Here is a 17,539-nt window from a genome sequence, read left to right on the forward strand (position 1 = left end):
AGGAGCGGGAATGACCGCCACTCCCATTGGGACAGCAGGAAGGCGTGCGGCCAGACCCCTCATCGGTCCGCGCTCTGGAGCGCTTTCCGCTCCGCCCCATCGTTCAAAGGAGCGATCAGGGGCGGCCTGGCTCGGTCGTGCCTGCCCCCAGACCAGCGAGGATGAGGTTCAGGGCGAGGTCGAAGTCCTCGTCGCTGCCCGTATCGGGCATGGGCAGGTGCGGAATGCTGCGGTAGCGCGCGGGGTGCTGAGCGGCCACGGTGCGCTGCCGTTGCAGGGCCTCCCGGCTGAAGGTTCCGTCCAGCTCCGCGCGCAGGTAGCCGATCAGAAAGGTGATCAGGATGCGGCCTGTTTGGAGGACGAGCCTCTCGGGCAGCCCCGCCTGACGCAACAGGGTATAGAGCGCGTCAGTAACGTCCAGTTCGCGGGCGGCGGGTTCGTGGGGCCGCAGGAAGTCGGTGATGAAGCTGGGGTGGCGCTGGGCGAGGCGCCGGAAGCTGTGCGCGAGGCGGCGAAGCCCATCCTGCCAGGAGTCTGCCGTCTCGGCCGGCAGTTCGAGTTCGTCGAGGATGGCGAGATAGACGGCGTGCAGCAACTCGTCCTTGGTGGCGTAGTAGTGGTACACCGCCTTGGAACTCACCCCCAGCGCAGCGGCGAGCTTGCGGGTGCTGAGCGCCTCCACCCCGTCCTGGTCGATCATCCGCAGGGCGGCGGCGACGATACGCTCGGGCGTCAGCAGGGGTTGGTCGGCGGGGGGTCTGGGCATGGCGGCCCCTTGATTTTACTACGCAGCGAGGAGTAGAGTGCGTTTGCTACGCACTGTGTAGTAAAGGCTGTCCCGCGTGGCCTTTTTTCGGTCATCAACTACACACTGCGTAAATACCTCGCCCCATTTCCCGGAGTTCCCATGACCCAGACCCTGGCGCCCATTCCTGCTCCCCCCAAGCATCCCGAGTACGGCCACCTGCACTACCTTGCGGGCGACGCTCCCGTCCTGAACTTCTTCGGGCTCGCCCGGCAGATTCCCGAGGGCATCTTCCGGCTCGACTTTCCGGGCCGCACCCTGATCCAGGCGTACGACCCGGACCTCGTGGCCGAACTCACCGACGAGCGCCGCTTCCAGAAGCGCATCCACCCGAGCTACACGAACGTTCGCAACCTGGGCGGCGACGGGCTCTTTACCTCGGACAGCTCCGAGCCCAACTGGGGCAAGGCGCACCGCATCCTGCTTCCGGCCTTCTCGCAGCGGGCGATGAAGGGCTACTTCGGGCAGATGCTGGAGGTCGCGCAGAACCTCGTGGGCAAGTGGGAACGCACCCAGGGGCAGGACGTGCGCGTCGCCGACGACATGACCCGGCTGACCCTCGACACCATCTCGCTGTCGGGCTTCGACTACCGCTTCCGGTCCTTCGACAAGGAAGAGTTGCACCCCTTCCTGCAAGCCCTGGCGCGGGTGATGCACCACACCATGACGATGGCGAGCCGCCCACCCATCCTCACCCCCGAGATGGAGGAGGCCGACCGGGCGTACTGGGCGGATATCGCCGCCATGAACGAACTCGTGGACGAGGTCATCCGCGAGCGGCGGGAACACGGCGGGGGCGGGGACGACCTCCTCGGCCTGATGCTGAACGCCACCGACCCGGAGACGGGGGGGCGCCTCAGCGACGAGAACATCCGCTACCAGGTCATGACCTTCCTGATCGCCGGGCACGAGACGACGAGCGGCCTGCTCGCCTTCACCCTCTACCTGCTGCTGCGCCACCCGCATGTCCTCGCGCAGGCGTACGCGGAGGTGGACCGGCTGCTGCCCGGCAACGCCGTCCCGACCTACGACACGGTCATGAAGCTCGACGTGATCCCCCGCATCCTCGACGAGGCGCTGCGCTTCTGGAGCACCATCCCCAACTACGCGGTCACCGCCCTGCGTGACGAGGTGATCGGCGGCAAGTACGAGATCAAGGCGGGGCAGCAGGTCGCCCTCCTGATCCCCGCCCTGCACCGTCACCCGGGGGCGTGGGCGAACCCCGACGAGTTCGACATCGACCGCTGGACGCCCCAGAACCGCCGTACCCACCACCCCGCCGCCTACAAGCCCTTCGGCAACGGGATGCGCGCCTGCATCGGCCGCCAGTTCGCCCTGACCGAGGCCAAGCTCGCCCTGCTGCTGGTCCTCCAGAAGTTCGCGCTGGTCGACCCGTACGACTACCACCTCAAGGTCAAGCAGAGCCTGACCATCAAGCCCGAGGACTTCGTGCTCCGCGTCCGCGAGCGGCGGCCCCACGAGCGGTTCAGCGCGCCGGTGCCCGTGGCCGAGGAACCGCAGCCGGACCTGAGCCGCGTCAGCGTCGCGGGAACCGGCGTCGCCCTCACCGTCGCGTACGGCTCGAACCTGGGCACCACCGAGGACCTCGCCAGCCGCGTCGCGGACTACGCCACCCGCGCGGGCTTCCAGACGCGCCTCACCACGCTCGACGACCTCGTGAACAACGTGCCGGGGGAGGGCCTGCTGTTCGTCACGACCGCCACCTACAACGGCGCCGCGCCGGACAACGCCGCGCGCTTCGATGCCTGGGTGCAGGAGGGCGGGCTGGCCGAGGGGAGCCTGGAGGGGTTGCGCTTCGCCCTGCTGGGCACAGGCAACACCCAGTGGGTGACCTACCAGGCGTTCCCGAAGCGGGTGGAGGCGGCGCTGCTGAGAGCGGGCGCTCAGCCCTTCGTCCCGCGCGGGGAGGCGGACGCGAACGGCGACTTCGACGGCATGGTGAACGCCTGGTTCCAGACCCTGCTGCGGAAGGTCTCCGGGGAGTTCGGCACCCCGGCCCAGGAAGAGAATGGCCCCCGCTACGACCTTGACCTGCTGACCGAGGCGGACGTGCGCCCCGCCGTCGTTTCCGAAAAGGCGTATGGGCTCGAGGTCATCGCCAGCGAGGAACTCGTCGGCGACCCGGCCGGGCTGTGGGACTTCAGCCAGGAGCCGCCGCGCCCCTCGACCAAGGCCATCACTTTCGAGCTGCCGGAAGGCATCACGTATGAGACGGGCGACCACATCGCCGTCTTCGCCAAGAACGAGCCGCGGCTGGTGGAGTGGGCGGCGGGCAAGCTGCGCCTGAAGCCCGGCCAGGTCGTGCGCCTGCGCCAGAGCGGCCACCGCAAGTCGCACCTGCCGCTGAACACCCCGGTCACGGTCGAGGTGCTGCTCTCCGAATTCGTGGAACTCCAGGACGTGGCGACCCGCTCGAACATCGAGGTGCTGCTCGCGCACACGCCCTGCCCCTGGACGACCCGGCAACTGAAGGCCTATCTGGAGGACGACGCGCGGTACGAGGCGGAGGTCCGCAGGCCCAACCTCTCGGTGCTCGGCCTGCTCAACCGCTTCCCCGCCGTGGAGCTGCCCCTCCCGGTGTTCCTGGAGCTGTGCCCGCCGATTCGCCCCCGCTACTACTCCATCTCGTCGTCACCGCTCGTGGCGCCGCGCACCCCCAGCCTCACCGTGGGGCTGCTGGAAGCACCCTCCTGGGCGGGGGCTGGTCAATTCCGCGGCCTCGCCAGCGCGTACCTGAACCGCGTGCAACCGGGCGACACCGTCTTCGGGTACGTTCGCAAGCCCAACCCGCCCTTCCGCCCGCCGGTAGACCCGCGGACGCCGATGATCCTCGTCGGCCCCGGCACGGGCATCGCCCCCCTGCGCGGCTTCGTGGAGGAACGAGCGGCGCAGCGGGCGGCGGGGCAGACGGTCGGCCTCTCCAAGGTCTTCTACGGCTGCCGCCACCCCGAGCACGACTTCTTCTACAAAGGCGACTTCGGGAGGTGGCAGCGTGAGGGCGTGGCCGAGATTCACGCGGCCTACTCCGCCGTGACTGGTCACCCATACCGCTTCGTGCAGGACGCCATCGCTGGCGATCAGGAGAGTGTCTGGGCCTTGATCGAGGCGGGCGCGCACATCTACGTGTGCGGGGACGGGGTGCGGATGGCCCCCGCCGTGCGCCAGACCTTCGCCCGCCTCTACCGCGAGAAGACGGGCGCCCCCGCCGGGGAGGCCGAGGCCTGGGTCGATCAGCTTATGCGGGAAGGCCGTTACCAGCAGGACGTGTTCGGCGCCAGCAAGTGAAGAAGGAGGAGGGCCGCCCCTCCTTCTTCATGTTGGGAGAACCCTAAGGGGCAGAAAGACCAAGTCGCCCTGATGACCGGGGGGCCAGCAGTTTTGGCCGCCCCTTTCTTGCGAAGAGCGGCGGAGGTTGAGCCTCGCCCTACGTCCGCGACTCACCGCGTGGTTCGTCCGCCCGAGACGGACCATGCGGTGCCGCACCCCCTGGCCCTTCGGCGCGCTGGCCTCAACCCGCGCCATGGTTGAAGGTGGCGGCGCAGCCCCCGTCGACGGTGACGGTGGAGCCCGTCACGAAGGAGCTGGCGTCCGGGGCGAGGAACAGGACGGCGCGGGCGATCTCGTCGGCGTGCGCGTGGCGCCCGAGGGGCTGCACTTGCCCTTCCCCGGTGTTGAGGTCCGCGAGGACGAGGCGGGTGCCCGCCGCCCCGCCAGCCGCGCGGTGGACCGCCGGAGGCCCTGTCCGGTTCGCTCACATCGCCCGGCCTGCCGGGTTACACACCTCCCGGCTTCCTCAGGACCGCTGGGTACTCAGGCTGGGACCGCAGCGGCGTGAGGGCGGGGAAATTGAGCGGGAAGGTGAGGGTCCGCCCCGCGAGGGTCAGGACGACTCCGGTGGGGGCGCGGTGGGCCGCCGCCTTGACGCCGGGCAAGCCCGTGAGCGCGGCGAGCGGGACGAAGGGGAGGCGGTTCACGTAACGCACCGGCACCGCGCGGACGTTGGCGGTGGTGGTCGCCTGCCCCGGAAGCGCCAGGGTCGCCGTGCGGGGCGTGAGGAGCCGGATAGGTGTGCCCAGGGCCCCGGCCACGTCTGCCAGTGGAAGGTAGACCCGGCCGTCGAGGGTGCGCGCCCCCTGTCCGGCGGCCTGGGCGTACTGCTCGGGGGTGCGGGTGGGTGCGGGGGGCGTGGCGGGAGTCGGGGGCTTGGTCGCCGGGGGCTGAGCGGGCGGCGCGGGCCTGGAGGGGGGTGCGGACGGACGCCCCGCAAGGACCGCGTTCGCCGCGGCCTTTCTCGCCGCCGCGCGGGCCTGGGCCTCCTGAACCGTGAGCGTGTGGCCCCAGCCGCTGGGCACGCCCCGGAAGGTGGTCCAGGGGCCGTCGGCCAGCGGCGGCTGCTTCTGCACCGCACTCAGGCCGCCCCCCTCGGTGGAGAAGTACAGCATGCCCTGGTCGCTCACGGCCACGTTCGTGTCGATCTTCTTGCCCGCGGCGATCTTCCACAGCGCCTGCCCCGCCCGGCCGATGGCGTGGACGGTGCCGCTCAGGTCGGGCACGACCACGCTGCCGTCGGCGAGTTCGGCCGCCGCCGCCGCCACGGGGGCGCCCGCGTCGTAGACCCATTCATCCTCGCCCGTGGTGTTGACCGCGTACACCTTGCCGTCGTAGCTGCCCACCACGACGAGGTCGCCGCTCGTGACGATGGGGCTGGCGTTCACGAAGAGGCCCGTTTCCCTCGTCCAGCGCCGCTTGCCCTCGGGCGAGACCGAGTAGATGCGGCGGTCGCTGGAGCCGAAGTAGACGTTGCCCTGGCGGTCGATGGCCGGGCTGCTGAAGACCAGCGACCCCGCGCGGAAGGCCCACTTGGGCTGCCCGCCCGGCGTGAGCGCGTGGAGCTGGTTGTCCTGGGCACCGAAATAAATCGTGCCGTCGGCGGCGACGGCGGGGCTGCTGAAGACGGGCGCGCCCACCTTGTAGGTCCACAGCACCTGCCCCCCGGGCCCCAGCGCGTACACGCTCCCCCCCGCCGTGGCGACGACCACGCTGCCGTCGGCACGCAGGGCAGGGCTGGCGTACACGTCGCCGTCAAGCTTGGTCTTCCACAGCAGCTTGCCCGCCGGGTCCAGCGCGTACACGTTGTCGTCGTAGGAGGCGGCGATCACCGTGCCCTGGGGGGTCACGATGGGGTGGGCGCGGCCGATATCGCCGGTCGCGTAGTTCCATCTCTCGACGCCGCGCGCGTCGGTGCGGTGGACCCGGGTGTCGGACCCCACGAAGACCAGATCGCCGTTGTCGGCGACGGCGACGTTGGAGAGAACCTTCAGGTCCTTGAACCAGGCCACCTGCGGGGAGGACTGGGCCTGCACGGCAGAAAGGGAGGCGGGCACAAGAGCGAGTGAGAACGCGAGGATTTTCCTCATGTGAAGGTAAGCTCCTTTACAGTCCCTTTAGTGGGTGTGGGGGCACATGGACGGGTGCCAGGGTAGCGTCCTAAGATGCGTTTCGTTATGAAAAAGATTCTCATGCTGACCGCGTTCGCGCTTGCAGGCCTGGCCGCCGCGCAGACCTCCACCGACACCAGCACCACGCAGACCACCGACACCACGCAGCAGAGCACCGACACGACGACGCAGACGACCGATACCAGCACCACGCAGGACACCAGCACCACCACGACCACCGACACCAGCACGGCGGGCACGACTACCCAGGGCGCCACCGACCCCTCGACCCTGAGCGCCGCGGACAACTTCACCCGCGCCCAGGAGTTCGCCGTGCAGGCCGATGTCGCCTACCCGGTGCCCTTCTACGACCGCACCCTGTGGAAGGCCGCCGTGGACTCGGCCTACTACGCCGCGCAGCAGGAGGCCGGGAACCGCAACTACCAGTCCTACCTGGCGCAGCTCTACACCAAGACCCAGTGGTGGATCAACGCCTACAACACCTGGAACCGCCTGGGCGACCTGAGCGACCAGGAGAAGCAGTTCGCCTCCCTGAGCGCCGCCAAGCTCGCCTATATCGCCCTCCAGCGTGGTGACCGCACGGCCGCCCTCGCCTACGTGCAAAAGGGCATGAGCTGGGCCGACAGCGCCAGCCTCCAGGCCATCATGAAGCGCCTGCAGTAAAAGCACCGCTTTGAGCGCGCCCTCCCAAGCGGGGGCGCGTTTCTCATGAGGGCCTTTAGACTCGGGCCATGCGCGTCCTCGTCCTCTCCGACACCCACGGCCTGCTGCGCCCCGAAGTTCTGACGCTGGCCGGGGAGGCGGACGCCGTGTTGCACGCGGGCGACGTGGGCAAACCCGGGGTGCTCGAGGCCCTGCGTGTGGTCACGCCGGGTCCCGTCCATGCCGTGCGCGGCAATGTGGACCGGACGCCTCCTCTCTCCGCACTTCCAGAAACGTTGCTCGCCGAGTTGGAGGGCGTCTGGGTCTACCTCCTGCATGACCGGAACGACCTCGACCTGGAGCCGGGGGCGGCGGGCGTCCGGGTCGTGATCAGCGGGCACACGCACGCCCCGAGGATGGAGGAGCGCGGCGGCGTCCTCTTTCTAAATCCCGGCTCGGTGGGGCCGCGCCGCTTCCGGCTGCCGGTGGCGTGCGCGTGGCTGCATCTGGAGGGCGGCGGGGTGCGGGCCGAGCCGGTGACGCTGGAGCCGTGAGGACCACCCCCGGGCCGGTGGTAGCCTCCTGCCATGACCGCCTCCGCCCCCGCCCTGACCCGCGTTCACGGCACGCTGCACGCCCTGCAGGTGCCCATCCCCTACCCCATGAGGACGGTGACGGTGCTGATCGACACGGGCGGTCCCGTCACCCTGATCGACGCGGCGCTCGACACGCCCGAGGCGCGCCGGGCCATCGAGGATGGGCTCACGGCGCTGGGCCTGCACTGGCCGGACGTGGAGCGGGTCATCATCACGCACCACCACCCCGACCACTACGGGCTGGCGGGCGTGGTGGAGGAACGCAGCGGCGCGCAGGTGCAGATGCTCGATGTGGAGATCGGGCGCGGCGAGCGGTACTGGCACATGTGGGAGGAATGGCTGCCCGGCCACATCAAGCACATGCGCGACCACGGCCTGCCGAATGAACTGCTGGAGACGCTGGGGGCCGAGAGCCGCCGCACCCGCGCCCGGGTCAATCCCGCCAGCCGGGTCGAGCCCCTGCGCGAGGGCCAGACTGTGCCCCTGGCGGGCGGCGAGTGGGAGGTGCTGTGGCTCCCCGGCCACGCCGACGGGCACCTGGGCCTCTGGAACGAGGACGAAAGCCTCCTCATCGCCGGGGACGCGATCCTGCCGCGCATCAGCCCGAACATCGGCCTGTACGCCTACACCCGGCCCGACCCCCTGGGCGACTACCTCCAGACGCTCGGGAAACTGGAGGCGCTGAACCCCGCCCGCGCCGTCGTGGGACACCACGGCCCCGTGATGGAGGGCGTGCAGGCCCGCGCGCGGCAGCTTCGCGCCCACCACCACGAGCGGCTGGACTTCATCCGGGCGGAGGCGGGCCGGGAACCCCGTGATGCCTATCAGCTCTCCCTCGCCATGTTCCCCCGCGACCTGAACACCGCCGGGCGCCGCTTCGCCCTGGCCGAGACGCTCGCGCACGCCGAGCACCTGCGCCTGCTGGGGCAACTTGCGCGAACCTGGCAGGGGGAGGCGTGGGTGTACCACGGGTGAGGTAAATACTCTGCTCTCACGATGAATTCCTCTACGCCCACGTGGTTCGAGTTGTTCATGAGGACCCTCGACCCAGTGCAGACGGAGCGGGAGACAGAGTTCCTGGCCCGTCAACTGCCCCTCCCCGAGTACCGCCACATCCTCGACTTATGCTGCGGCACCGGGCGGCACGCGCACGCGTTGGCCCGGCGGGGGTACGAGGTCGTCGGCGTGGACCGCGACGGGCTGGCGGTGGAGGAAGCCCGGATGCAGGCCCCAACGGGCTGTCTTTTTCTCCAGGCAGACCTGCGCGACATCGGCGGCGTTCCCGGCCCCTTCGACGCCGTGACCATCCTCTGGCAGAGTTTCGGGTATTTCGATGATGACACCAACGCGGCCGTTTTGCACGAAGTACACGCCAAACTCCGGCCCGGCGGGCGGCTGATCCTGGATGTGTACCACCGCGGCTTCTTCGAGCGGCACCAGGGGGAACAAGCCTTCGAGCGTGGCGGGCTGCCAGTAAGGGAGCACAAGCGGATGGACGGGCCGCGGCTGCGGGTGGACCTGACCTATGGGGAGGGCCGGACGGGCGACTCCTTCGACTGGCGGCTGTACACCCCGGAGGAGTTGCGGGACCTCGCCCGGTCACGGGGCTTTACCTGCCTGCTCACTTGCACGGGATTTGACGAGGAGCGCCCCGCCTCGGCGGACGTGCCCCGGATGCAACTGGTGTTCGTGCGTGAGGAGAACTCCACCCTCTCCCCCACCTGATTCCCCCCTCAAATGACGCCCAGCCGCCGTTTGCCCACACCCCCCGCTCTATACTCGCCCCCATGACGGCCTCGCAAACGGAACTTCAGCGCATCATGCGCGCCCTGGAGGAAAGCGGAATGACCGTCGAAGCGGTGGAGGACGGCGCCCTGGTGCGAAACGGCGAGAGCCGGGTGGCGCTCTTCGCCGACCCCGACCCCCAGGGCGGCGTGATCGTGCGCCTTCACCTCGACCTCGACCTGTACGTCGAGGAGGACGCGCTGCCCGACATCCTGATGGGCATGAACCTGCTCAACCAGGGTCTCGATTACGGCGCCCTGAACCTCGACCCGGTGGAGGACGAGGACGCCGGGGAGGACGCCCCCCTGACCTTCGCGGTGCTGGGGCGCGCCGTGCTGTGGCTGCGCGACCTGGGCGCGGGTGAGTTGGAGCGGCTGCGCGAGCACCTGCGCCGCTTCGAGGGGGAAGTGACCGAGGCGGTCGAGCGCACCCTGCACGGCAGCAAGGGCATGAGCGCGTAGCGTCCCCACCCTGCCCCTCCGGCGGCCCGGGCGCGGATGTGTGCCCGGGCTCCTAACGTTGTGCCTCCGGGCGGGAGTACGCTCGGGGAAACTTTTCCTGTGTCGGCGCCACGTTTGGCCGCCCGTCCGCTGAACCGGGACTCACCTCCCCGCGCTCACCCCCCCGACCTGGAGGAAGGTATGCCGACCCGTTCCCGTCCGGCCCGCCGCCCCAACCCCGCGCACTTCACCCTGAACAGCCGGGGCCGGGTGTACGGCGTGTTCGTCTCGCTGGAGGACGTGCAGGAATGCACGTCCCGGCTGCTCGCCCTCGGGCTGAGGGACCAGGCCGTGCAGATCATCATGGGGGACGAGGGCCAGCAGGCCCTGGATGTCGAGGGGCGCGGGTTGTGGGGCCGTTTCCTGCGCCTCATGCAGGGCATGACCGACGAGCGGGGCCACCTGGAGCAGTACGCCCACGCCCTCGGGCGCGGTGAGATCGTCCTGAGCGTGGACCTCTCGGGCTCCCCGGGCAGCGTGGCCCAGGTGGCGCAGGTCTTCCGCGAGAGCCGCGCGCACTTCGTCAACCACTACGGCCCGTGGGTGGTCGAGCCGCTGAACGCCTGAGCCCAAAAGGGACAGGGCCGGGGCGCTGAGGCTCCGGCCCTTCGCCCTGACGTTTGTGCTTACTGGCGCTCTTGCAGCGGCACGTAGTGCTGGTCGCGGGCGCCGGTGTACACCGCGTCCGGGCGCAGCAGGCGGTTGTCGCGCGTGTACTCGATCACCGAGGCGCACCAGCCGGAGATGCGGGCCAGCGCGAAGATCGGCGTGAAGTACTCCTTGCGGATGCCCAGGTCGCTGTAGACCGTGCCGCTGTAAAAGTCCACGTTGGGGTAGATGCCGCGCGAGCCCATGCGCTCCACCACGACCCGCTCGATGGTTTCAAGGATCTGGTAGTAGTTGCTCTTGCCTTCCTTGTTGGCGACGTGCGCCGCGTAGTCCCGCAGCACGCGCGAGCGGGGGTCGAAATACTTGTAGACCCGGTGCCCCACGCCCATGATCTTTTCCTTGCGGTCGAGCTTGGCGGTGATGTAGGCCTCGGCGTTCTCCGGGGTGCCCACCTCGTCGAGCATGTCCATGACGGCCTCGTTGGCGCCGCCGTGCAGCGGACCCTTGAGCGCCCCGACCGCCGAGGTGATGCAGGAGTACATGTCGCTGAGGGTGCTCGCCGTGGCAATCGCGGTGAAGGTGCTCGCGTTCATGCCGTGGTCGGCGTGCAGCACGAGGGCGATGTCGAAGAGCCGCGCCTGCTCCTCGGTGGGCTCCTTGCCCGTCAACATGTACAGGAAGTTGCCCGCGTGGGTGAGGTCCATCCGGGGCGCCACGATCTCCTGCCCTTCCTGGGCGCGGTTGATCGCCGCAATCACAGTGGCGAACTGCGCGATCATGCGGATGGCGATGGCGCGGCGGGCCTCCTCGGTGGTCTCCTCGGCCTGGGGGTCGAGCAGGCCGAGGTAGGAGACGGCGGTGCGCAGCGCCTGCATGGGGTGAATGCCCCGGGGCATGGCCGAGATCACGTCTAGAAGCCCCTGCGGCACGGCCCGGTTCGCCTTGAGGTCGGCGTCGAAGCGGGCGAGTTCGGCCGCCGTGGGGAGTTCGCCGTCAAGCAGGGCGAGGGACAGCTCCTCGAAGGTGCTCTTCTCGGCCCACTCCTGAATCGGGATGCCCAGGTGCGTCAGGATGCCCTCCGCCCCGTTGATGAAGGTCAGCCTCGTCTCGGTGAAGAGAACGCCTTCCAGCCCCTTGGCGATGTTGGCCGTGTTCGTCATGATGGGCTCACCATACCACCGGGCCCAGCGGTGCCGAATCTCCCCACGATCACGTTCCCGCTCCGGTGACAGCGCCACGCGGCGCTCACCCTACAATGCGCGGCGATGACCGCTCCCGCCGCCCCCGTCACCCTCGCCCTCGACACCGCCACGCCCTTCCTGACCCTGGCGCTGGCCTGGGAGAACGGGGAGGTGGGGTTCAGTGAGGAGGTGGGCCGTGCCCACGCCGAGCGGCTGGCAGACGCCGCGCGGGCGCTGTTCGGGCGGGCGGGGTTGCCCTTCCGGGCGGACAGAATTGTGATCGGGACCGGGCCGGGATCGTACACGGGGGTGCGTGTGGGCGCGAGCTACGCGCTGGGGCTGGGACGGGCATGGGGAGCCCCCGTTCTGGGCGTCTCCACCCTGGAGGCCCTGGTGCGCGGCCCGGACGGAACGGTCCCAGCGGGCGAAGTGGCCGTCTCCCTCGACGCCCGGCGCGGCAACGTCTACGGCGCGGTGTACGAGGTCCGGGGGGGCGTGGTGACGTGGGTGGTCCATCCCCCGGCCCGGCGCCCGCTGGAGGAGTTCGAGGTCCTCGCCGCAGGTCTCCCCCACCACCGCGACGTGGCCCCAGACGGCCTCGCCCTGCTGCGGGCGGGGCTGGCGCACGGGGCGACGCAATGGGCGCTGGCGTATCTCTGACCCGGGAGCGTATCTGGGCGGGAGTTGGAGACGCGGCCACGAAGCCCTACTCTGGAGGAGCACGAACAACCCTGGCTGACCCCTGCCGCTCCACCCTTCCGAGTAGTTGATAGAGTTGGTCGTCTTTTCAACCGGGCTCCTGCCCGCCCACCGGAGGTTCTTCCATGCGTACCCGCCTGACCCTGACCGCCCTCCTCGCCCTGACCGGGGCCGCTGCTGCGGCGCCCACCACCCTGACCGTGTTCATGGGCAGCCAGCAGCGCCCGGAGATCTTCCAGCCCATCTTCGACCGCTTCGAGAAGCAGAACCCGAACATTCGGGTGAGGATCGAGACGGGCGGCGCCACGAGCGAGGCGCAAAACCAGTACCTCACGACGGTGCTGGCCGCGCGGGACCCCAGCCTCGACCTCTTCCTGATCGATGTGGTGAGGACCGCCACCTTTGCCGCCGCCGGGTGGGCCGAGCCGCTCGACGCTTACCTGCCGAACAAGAGCGTGTACCTCAAAGCCTTCCTGAAGGGGCCGTTGAGCGCCGCGACGGTGGACGGCAAGCTGTACGCGATGCCCGCCTTCACGGACGCGCAATTCCTGTACTACCGCAAGGACCTGCTCGCCAAGTACGGCGCCAAGGTGCCCAAAACCTGGGACGAACTCGCCGCGACCGCCGCGCGCATTCAGAAGGCGGAGGGGGGGAACCTCCAGGGCTTCAACTTCCAGGGGGCGCCCATCGAGGGCACCGTCTGCAACTTCCTGGAGACCCTCTGGGGCGCGGGCGGCAACGCGCAGAAGGTGGACAGCCCGGCCGGGCGGCAGGGGCTGGGCTTCCTGGTGAACGCGGTGAAGACGAAGCTCGCCCCCGCCGCCAGCTCCGAGATGAAGACGGACGACTCGCGCCAGCAGTTCCAGGCGGGCAACGTGCTGTTCGGCCTGAACTGGAGCTACGCCTGGGCGCACTTCCAGGGGAACAGCCCGCAGCCCACCCAGGTCAAGGGCCAGGTCGGCGTGGCGCCGTTGCCCGCCTTCAGCAAGAACCCCAGCGCGACCTGCACGGGCGGCTGGCAGTGGGCCGTCAGCGCCTACAGCAAGAACAAGGCCGCCGCCGCGAAGCTCGTGCAATTTATGGCAAGTACCGACGTTCAGCGCGAAATGGCGGTCAAGGGCGCCTACCTCCCCGTCCGGGCCAGCCTCTACAACGACAGGGCTGTCCTCGCCGCCAACCCACATTTCAAGGACCTGTACCGCATCGTGACCGCCGCCCGGCCCCGCCCCGTCACGCCCGCCTACCCGCGCGTCTCGGAGATCATCCGCAACAACGTGTCGGCGGCGGTCGCGGGCAGCAAGACGGTGGACGCGGCCCTGAAGGACATGCAGCGCGACCTGGACGGCGTGCTGAAGTGAGGCCAGACCTTGCGGAGTGAGGCCGGAAAAGTCAGCACTCCCCCCGCCACGCGGACGCGGCGCCGGATCAGGGGGGACGGCCCCCTCGCCGCCCTGCTCCTGGCCCCCGCCGCCCTGCTGCTGTGCGGCGTGCTGCTCTTTCCCATGCTGACGACCTTCCGCGACAGCCTGTTCGTGAACAAGCTGACCGAGCCGTGGGCGGGGACGCCGTTTGTCGGGCTCAAGCAGTACGCGCAGATGATTCAGGACCCGCGCTTTCTGAACGCCCTGCGCAACACCCTCTTCTTCGGGGTGCTGACGGTGGGCGGCTCGTTCCTCGTCGGCATCCCGATGGCGCTGCTGGCCCACACGCCGAGCCGGGTGCGGGGGCTGGCACGGGTCGCCCTGCTGCTCCCCTGGGCGATGCCGCCCGTCATCACCGGGTTGATCTTCGCCTGGCTGTTCAACGGGCAGTACGGGGTGATCAACGACGTGTTGGTGCGCGGGCGGCTCATCGGGGAGCCGCTCCGCTGGCTCTCCACCCCTGGCCTCGCGGTCGTGGCGATGGTCGTTACCATCGTCTGGAAGACGAGTTCTTTCGTCGCGCTGATCGTGCTGGGCGGCCTCCAGGGCATCCCGCGCGAGTTGACGGAGGCGGCGGACGTGGACGGGGCGACGCGGGTGCAGACCTTTTGGAGGGTCATCCTACCGTTGCTCGCCCCCAGCCTCGCGGTGGCCTTCATCTTCCGGGCGATCAGTGCCGTGCAGGTGTTCGACATCCCTTACACCTTCATTCAACAGGCCCCGGCGCAGGGACTGCTGGAAACGCTGGGTGTTTACATCTACCGCACGAGCATCGAGTTTCTGGACTTCGGGTACGCGGCGGCGCTCTCCGTGGCCCTCTTCGGGGTAAGCCTGGCCGTCACCCTCGTCTATGTGCGCTTCGTGCGCGGCGGGGAGGGCTGAGATGGAACAGGCTCCCCGGCTGAACCTGAGTGAGCGGGTGATCCGCGCCCTCGGCCTCGCCCTGCTCGTCTTCGGCGGCTTCTTCCCGCTCGTGTGGATGCTGCTCACCAGCCTGAAGAACGAGGGGGAACTCCAGAAGTTCCCGGTCCAGTACCTCCCCTCCCACCCGGACTTGGGCAACTACGCGCGGGTGTTTTCCGAGCAGCCGTTCGGGACCTTCTTCATGAACTCGCTGATCGTCAGCGTGCTCAGCACGGCGCTGTGCGTGGCGGTCGCCGTGCCCGCCGCTTACGCGCTGGCGCGGCTGGAGATTCGGGCACGCGGCCTCCTCCTCACCCTCGTCGTCGCCTTTTCCATGCTGCCGGTCGTGAGCCTGCTGGTGCCCCTCTTCCGGCTGATGCGGAGCGGAGGGTTGCTGAACTCCTACCCCGCCCTGATCCTCCCCTACGCGGCGCTGAGCCTGCCCGTCGCCGTCCTCACGCTCGTCGCCTTTTTCAGCGCCATTCCCCGTGACCTCGAATCGGCGGCGATGGTGGACGGCACTTCCCGCGTCGGCGCGATGACCCGGATTGTGCTGCCCCTCAGCCTGCCGGGCGTGGTGACGGCGGCGCTCCTCGTCTTCGTCAACTCGTGGAACGAATTCCTGCTGGCGCTGAGCTTCAACACGCGGCTGAACATGCGAACCGTGTCGGTCGGCGTGACGCTGTACCAGGGGGAGTTCGCTTTCCCGTGGCCTCTGATCAGCGCGGCGGTGGTGATCGCCGTGGTGCCCATCGTCGTGCTGATCGCCGTGTTCCAGAAGCGGTTTGTGGCCGGGCTGACGGCGGGGGGGGTGAAGGCGTGAGGGAGAAGTATCACTGCTCAAGCTTTCGCATTTTTGCCCCTCCCCCCTGAGGGGGGAGGCTGGGTGGGGGTGAACGGGGACGCCCCCCGGCGCGGCCAGTAGACGAGGCAAGCCATCCTGCTGACGCTCAAGCCGCTCGCGCGCCCCCTCACCCCGGCCCTCTCCCACGAGGGGAGAGGGAGAAAAGCATCAGAACTGACTTCCTAGCGAGGTTCACATGACCCAACCTTCCCAATCCGAATTCCTCTGGTTCCTCCAGCTCTCCCGTGACGGCGAGTTTATCGGGACCAGGGAGAAGCCGCCGCGCAAGCCCACGCTGCCCTACATCTCCAGCCTGATCACGACGGCGGGGGAGGCGGGGTTCGGCGCACTGCTGACGGCGACGAACTACCACTCCGAGCACGAGAACTACACGGCGGCGATTGCGGCCCTGGCGCGGACGGCGCAGACGGACCCGGGGCTCCTGATTGCCGTGCGGCCCGGCATGTTCCACCCGGCGATGTACGCGAAGATGCTCGCCACGGCGCAGAACCTCTTCCCCGGGCGGGTGCGGGTGAACATCGTGACGGGGAGCAGTCCCGCCGAGAACGCCATGTACGGCGACTTCGAGCCGCACGCCCAGCGGTACGAGCGCACGCGCGAATTCATGACCATCCTGCGCCAACTCTGGACCCAGCCGCCACCCGTCAGTTACCACTCGGATCTCTTCGCCTTCGAGAACGCGGTGCTGGACCCGCCGCCCGTGCAGCCCATCCCGATCTACTTCGGGGGCGCGTCGCCCGTCGCTCAACGGATCGCCGCCGATCTGGCGGACGTATACCTGATGTGGGGCGAGCGGGAGGACATGCTGGCGGAGCGTTTGGCCCAGATGCGGGCGCTGGAGGCGGAGACGGGCCGACCGCTGCGCTACGGCCTCCGCACCCACGTCATCGTGCGCGAGACCGAGGAGGAAGCCTGGCAGGCCGCCGAGCGCCTGATCTCCCGCGTGGACCCCGAGGTGCGCCGCGCCTTCGTGGAAAGCTATAAGCACGTGGACGGCGTGGGCCAACTGCGCCAGATCGAGATGCTGCGTGGCCTGGAGGAGGGCAACCTGCTCGTCGAGCCGGGCCTCTGGGCGGGCGTCGGCATGGCCCGCAGCGGGGTGGGCGTGGCCCTGATCGGCAACCCCGAACAGGTGGCGGCCAAGATTCGGCGCTACGAGGCGATGGGCTTTTCCTCCTTCATCTTCAGCGGTTACCCGCACCTGGAGGAGGCCCGGCGCTTCGGGGAACTCGTCATGCCGCTCCTCAAGGGGCAGGGCGGCGAGGGCTCGCGGCAGATTCACACGGACACGGTGGCTCCGGTCGCTTGACGGGAGAGAACAGGCAGCGGCGTGGAGGGAGATGCCCATGCCGCTGCTTTGCCGAATCTGGCTTAAACCTCAAGCGCGCTTGAGTTCAAACCCCGTCCAACCTCACTTCTTCTGCAACACTGCGATGTACTGCTTCAGGGCGTCGGCACCCCGTCCCTGGGCGAAGGGATTGAACCCGCCGGGCTGGAAGTTACCGGGCGCGCCCTGCCCCTGACCGTTCTGCCCGGCGCCATTCTGACCCGTTCCCCCGGGACGCTGGCCGCTGAACGCGCCGGGAACACCGGGAATCCGCAGGCCCGCCTGTCCCCCCTGCCCGCTCTGCTGGGCCTGCGTCCGCCGCGCCTCGCGCTCCTGTTCGGCCTTGAGCGTCAGGTCGTCGAGCGCCGTGACCTGCTTGCCCGTCAGAATCTTGTCCTCGATCTGCGTCAGGTACTTCTTGGCGTCGCCCGGCTGCACCGCCTTGGCCTTTTGCAGCGCCGTCAGGATGGGAAGGAGCTGTTTAGCCTGCGCCTTCGTCACCGCTGTCGCCTTGTTCTTCTCCAGGTCGGGCAGCAACCTGACCGTCTGGGCGAGGTCCATGATGGGCTGCATCTGGGCCATGCGGGCGCGCATCTCCGGGGTGAGCTGGGGCCGGTTCTGGCCCGACTGCCCGGACTGCTGGGCTCCCGCGACGGGGAGGAGGACGAACCCGAGGAGCAGGATCATCTTGCTGTACTTCATGTTGAACTCCTTCGTGGAGAGGAA

17 protein-coding genes are annotated in these 17,539 nt (G+C 69.1%); 12 read left to right on the forward strand and 5 right to left on the reverse strand.

The genetic code is table 11. The annotated features are described in order from the left end of the window. Positions 1-115: 115 nt before the first annotated feature. Positions 116-766: a TetR/AcrR family transcriptional regulator gene (locus tag DAERI_RS17145; RefSeq protein WP_103130666.1), complete on the reverse strand. Its 651-nt coding sequence runs from the start codon at positions 764-766 to the stop codon at positions 116-118. Between the two features lie 141 nt (positions 767-907). Here DAERI_RS17145 and DAERI_RS17150 point away from each other — a divergent pair, with 141 nt between their 5' ends. Further along, positions 908-4,111 carry a bifunctional cytochrome P450/NADPH--P450 reductase gene (locus DAERI_RS17150; protein ID WP_103130667.1) on the forward strand — a complete coding sequence of 1,068 codons (3,204 nt, stop codon included), beginning with the start codon at positions 908-910 and terminating at the stop codon, positions 4,109-4,111. Between the two features lie 223 nt (positions 4,112-4,334). On the opposite strand, the gene DAERI_RS17155 is transcribed toward DAERI_RS17150, so the two are convergent. Continuing rightward, entirely contained in the window at positions 4,335-4,481 is a 147-nt protein-coding gene (locus DAERI_RS17155) for an SDR family oxidoreductase (protein ID WP_439952259.1), read from the reverse strand. A 118-nt stretch (positions 4,482-4,599) separates the two neighbouring features. Continuing rightward, positions 4,600-6,243, reverse strand: coding sequence for an outer membrane protein assembly factor BamB family protein (locus DAERI_RS17160; protein ID WP_165794263.1), 1,644 nt, complete (start codon positions 6,241-6,243; stop codon positions 4,600-4,602). 87 nt (positions 6,244-6,330) lie between these two features. On the opposite strand from DAERI_RS17160, the gene DAERI_RS22465 reads away from it, so the two are divergent. From DAERI_RS22465 to DAERI_RS17190, 6 genes are all read left to right on the forward strand, one after another. Continuing rightward, positions 6,331-6,948, forward strand: coding sequence for a hypothetical protein (locus DAERI_RS22465; RefSeq protein WP_235610441.1), 618 nt, complete (start codon positions 6,331-6,333; stop codon positions 6,946-6,948). Positions 6,949-7,016: 68 nt separating this feature from the next. Continuing rightward, on the forward strand, positions 7,017-7,481 hold the full coding sequence (locus DAERI_RS17170; RefSeq protein WP_103130669.1) for a metallophosphoesterase family protein: 465 nt from the start codon (positions 7,017-7,019) through the stop codon (positions 7,479-7,481). 33 nt (positions 7,482-7,514) lie between these two features. Beyond that, positions 7,515-8,498, forward strand: coding sequence for an MBL fold metallo-hydrolase (locus DAERI_RS17175; protein ID WP_103130670.1), 984 nt, complete (start codon positions 7,515-7,517; stop codon positions 8,496-8,498). 21 nt (positions 8,499-8,519) lie between these two features. Beyond that, complete coding sequence (locus DAERI_RS17180; RefSeq protein ID WP_103130671.1) at positions 8,520-9,248, forward strand: class I SAM-dependent DNA methyltransferase; 729 nt, start codon at positions 8,520-8,522, stop codon at positions 9,246-9,248. Between the two features lie 62 nt (positions 9,249-9,310). Next, complete coding sequence (locus DAERI_RS17185) at positions 9,311-9,769, forward strand: hypothetical protein (protein ID WP_103130672.1); 459 nt, start codon at positions 9,311-9,313, stop codon at positions 9,767-9,769. Between the two features lie 180 nt (positions 9,770-9,949). After that, positions 9,950-10,375, forward strand: a complete 426-nt coding sequence (locus DAERI_RS17190) for a hypothetical protein (protein WP_103130673.1) — start codon at positions 9,950-9,952, stop codon at positions 10,373-10,375. A gap of 59 nt (positions 10,376-10,434) precedes the next feature. Here DAERI_RS17190 and DAERI_RS17195 read toward each other — a convergent pair whose 3' ends face one another. Then, positions 10,435-11,577, reverse strand: a complete 1,143-nt coding sequence (locus DAERI_RS17195; protein WP_103130674.1) for a citrate/2-methylcitrate synthase — start codon at positions 11,575-11,577, stop codon at positions 10,435-10,437. 105 nt (positions 11,578-11,682) lie between these two features. On the opposite strand from DAERI_RS17195, the gene tsaB reads away from it, so the two are divergent. From tsaB to DAERI_RS17220, 5 genes are all read left to right on the forward strand, one after another. Then, positions 11,683-12,258, forward strand: a complete 576-nt coding sequence (gene tsaB, locus DAERI_RS17200; RefSeq protein WP_103130675.1) for a tRNA (adenosine(37)-N6)-threonylcarbamoyltransferase complex dimerization subunit type 1 TsaB — start codon at positions 11,683-11,685, stop codon at positions 12,256-12,258. A gap of 164 nt (positions 12,259-12,422) precedes the next feature. Then, positions 12,423-13,655: an ABC transporter substrate-binding protein gene (locus DAERI_RS17205; protein WP_103130676.1), complete on the forward strand. Its 1,233-nt coding sequence runs from the start codon at positions 12,423-12,425 to the stop codon at positions 13,653-13,655. Positions 13,656-13,664: 9 nt separating this feature from the next. Further along, positions 13,665-14,600 (forward strand): carbohydrate ABC transporter permease, encoded by a 936-nt coding sequence (locus tag DAERI_RS17210; RefSeq protein WP_103130677.1) that lies wholly within the window; start codon positions 13,665-13,667, stop codon positions 14,598-14,600. 1 nt (position 14,601) lies between these two features. Next, positions 14,602-15,444 (forward strand): carbohydrate ABC transporter permease, encoded by an 843-nt coding sequence (locus DAERI_RS17215; RefSeq protein ID WP_165794265.1) that lies wholly within the window; start codon positions 14,602-14,604, stop codon positions 15,442-15,444. Between the two features lie 217 nt (positions 15,445-15,661). Next, positions 15,662-16,795, forward strand: a complete 1,134-nt coding sequence (locus DAERI_RS17220; RefSeq protein ID WP_103130678.1) for an LLM class flavin-dependent oxidoreductase — start codon at positions 15,662-15,664, stop codon at positions 16,793-16,795. Positions 16,796-16,897: 102 nt separating this feature from the next. On the opposite strand, the gene DAERI_RS17225 is transcribed toward DAERI_RS17220, so the two are convergent. Then, complete coding sequence (locus DAERI_RS17225) at positions 16,898-17,515, reverse strand: hypothetical protein (protein ID WP_103130679.1); 618 nt, start codon at positions 17,513-17,515, stop codon at positions 16,898-16,900. Positions 17,516-17,539: the final 24 nt, after the last annotated feature.

This window comes from Deinococcus aerius, assembly GCF_002897375.1.
Classification (GTDB): Bacteria; Deinococcota; Deinococci; order Deinococcales; family Deinococcaceae; genus Deinococcus; species Deinococcus aerius.

Bases quoted from the DNA above. Each gene is read 5' to 3' on its own strand.
- tsaB (WP_103130675.1), top strand. From the start codon at position 11,683: ATGACCGCTCCCGCCGCCCCCGTCACCCTCGCCCTCGACACCGCCACG.
- DAERI_RS17190 (WP_103130673.1), top strand. From the start codon at position 9,950: ATGCCGACCCGTTCCCGTCCGGCCCGCCGCCCCAACCCCGCGCACTTC.
- DAERI_RS17160 (WP_165794263.1), bottom strand. From the start codon at position 6,243: ATGAGGAAAATCCTCGCGTTCTCACTCGCTCTTGTGCCCGCCTCCCTT.
- DAERI_RS17145 (WP_103130666.1), bottom strand. From the start codon at position 766: ATGCCCAGACCCCCCGCCGACCAACCCCTGCTGACGCCCGAGCGTATC.
- DAERI_RS17215 (WP_165794265.1), top strand. From the start codon at position 14,602: ATGGAACAGGCTCCCCGGCTGAACCTGAGTGAGCGGGTGATCCGCGCC.
- DAERI_RS17180 (WP_103130671.1), top strand. From the start codon at position 8,520: ATGAATTCCTCTACGCCCACGTGGTTCGAGTTGTTCATGAGGACCCTC.
- DAERI_RS17195 (WP_103130674.1), bottom strand. From the start codon at position 11,577: ATGACGAACACGGCCAACATCGCCAAGGGGCTGGAAGGCGTTCTCTTC.
- DAERI_RS22465 (WP_235610441.1), top strand. From the start codon at position 6,331: ATGAAAAAGATTCTCATGCTGACCGCGTTCGCGCTTGCAGGCCTGGCC.
- DAERI_RS17205 (WP_103130676.1), top strand. From the start codon at position 12,423: ATGCGTACCCGCCTGACCCTGACCGCCCTCCTCGCCCTGACCGGGGCC.
- DAERI_RS17170 (WP_103130669.1), top strand. From the start codon at position 7,017: ATGCGCGTCCTCGTCCTCTCCGACACCCACGGCCTGCTGCGCCCCGAA.
- DAERI_RS17175 (WP_103130670.1), top strand. From the start codon at position 7,515: ATGACCGCCTCCGCCCCCGCCCTGACCCGCGTTCACGGCACGCTGCAC.
- DAERI_RS17185 (WP_103130672.1), top strand. From the start codon at position 9,311: ATGACGGCCTCGCAAACGGAACTTCAGCGCATCATGCGCGCCCTGGAG.
- DAERI_RS17220 (WP_103130678.1), top strand. From the start codon at position 15,662: ATGACCCAACCTTCCCAATCCGAATTCCTCTGGTTCCTCCAGCTCTCC.
- DAERI_RS17150 (WP_103130667.1), top strand. From the start codon at position 908: ATGACCCAGACCCTGGCGCCCATTCCTGCTCCCCCCAAGCATCCCGAG.
- DAERI_RS17225 (WP_103130679.1), bottom strand. From the start codon at position 17,515: ATGAAGTACAGCAAGATGATCCTGCTCCTCGGGTTCGTCCTCCTCCCC.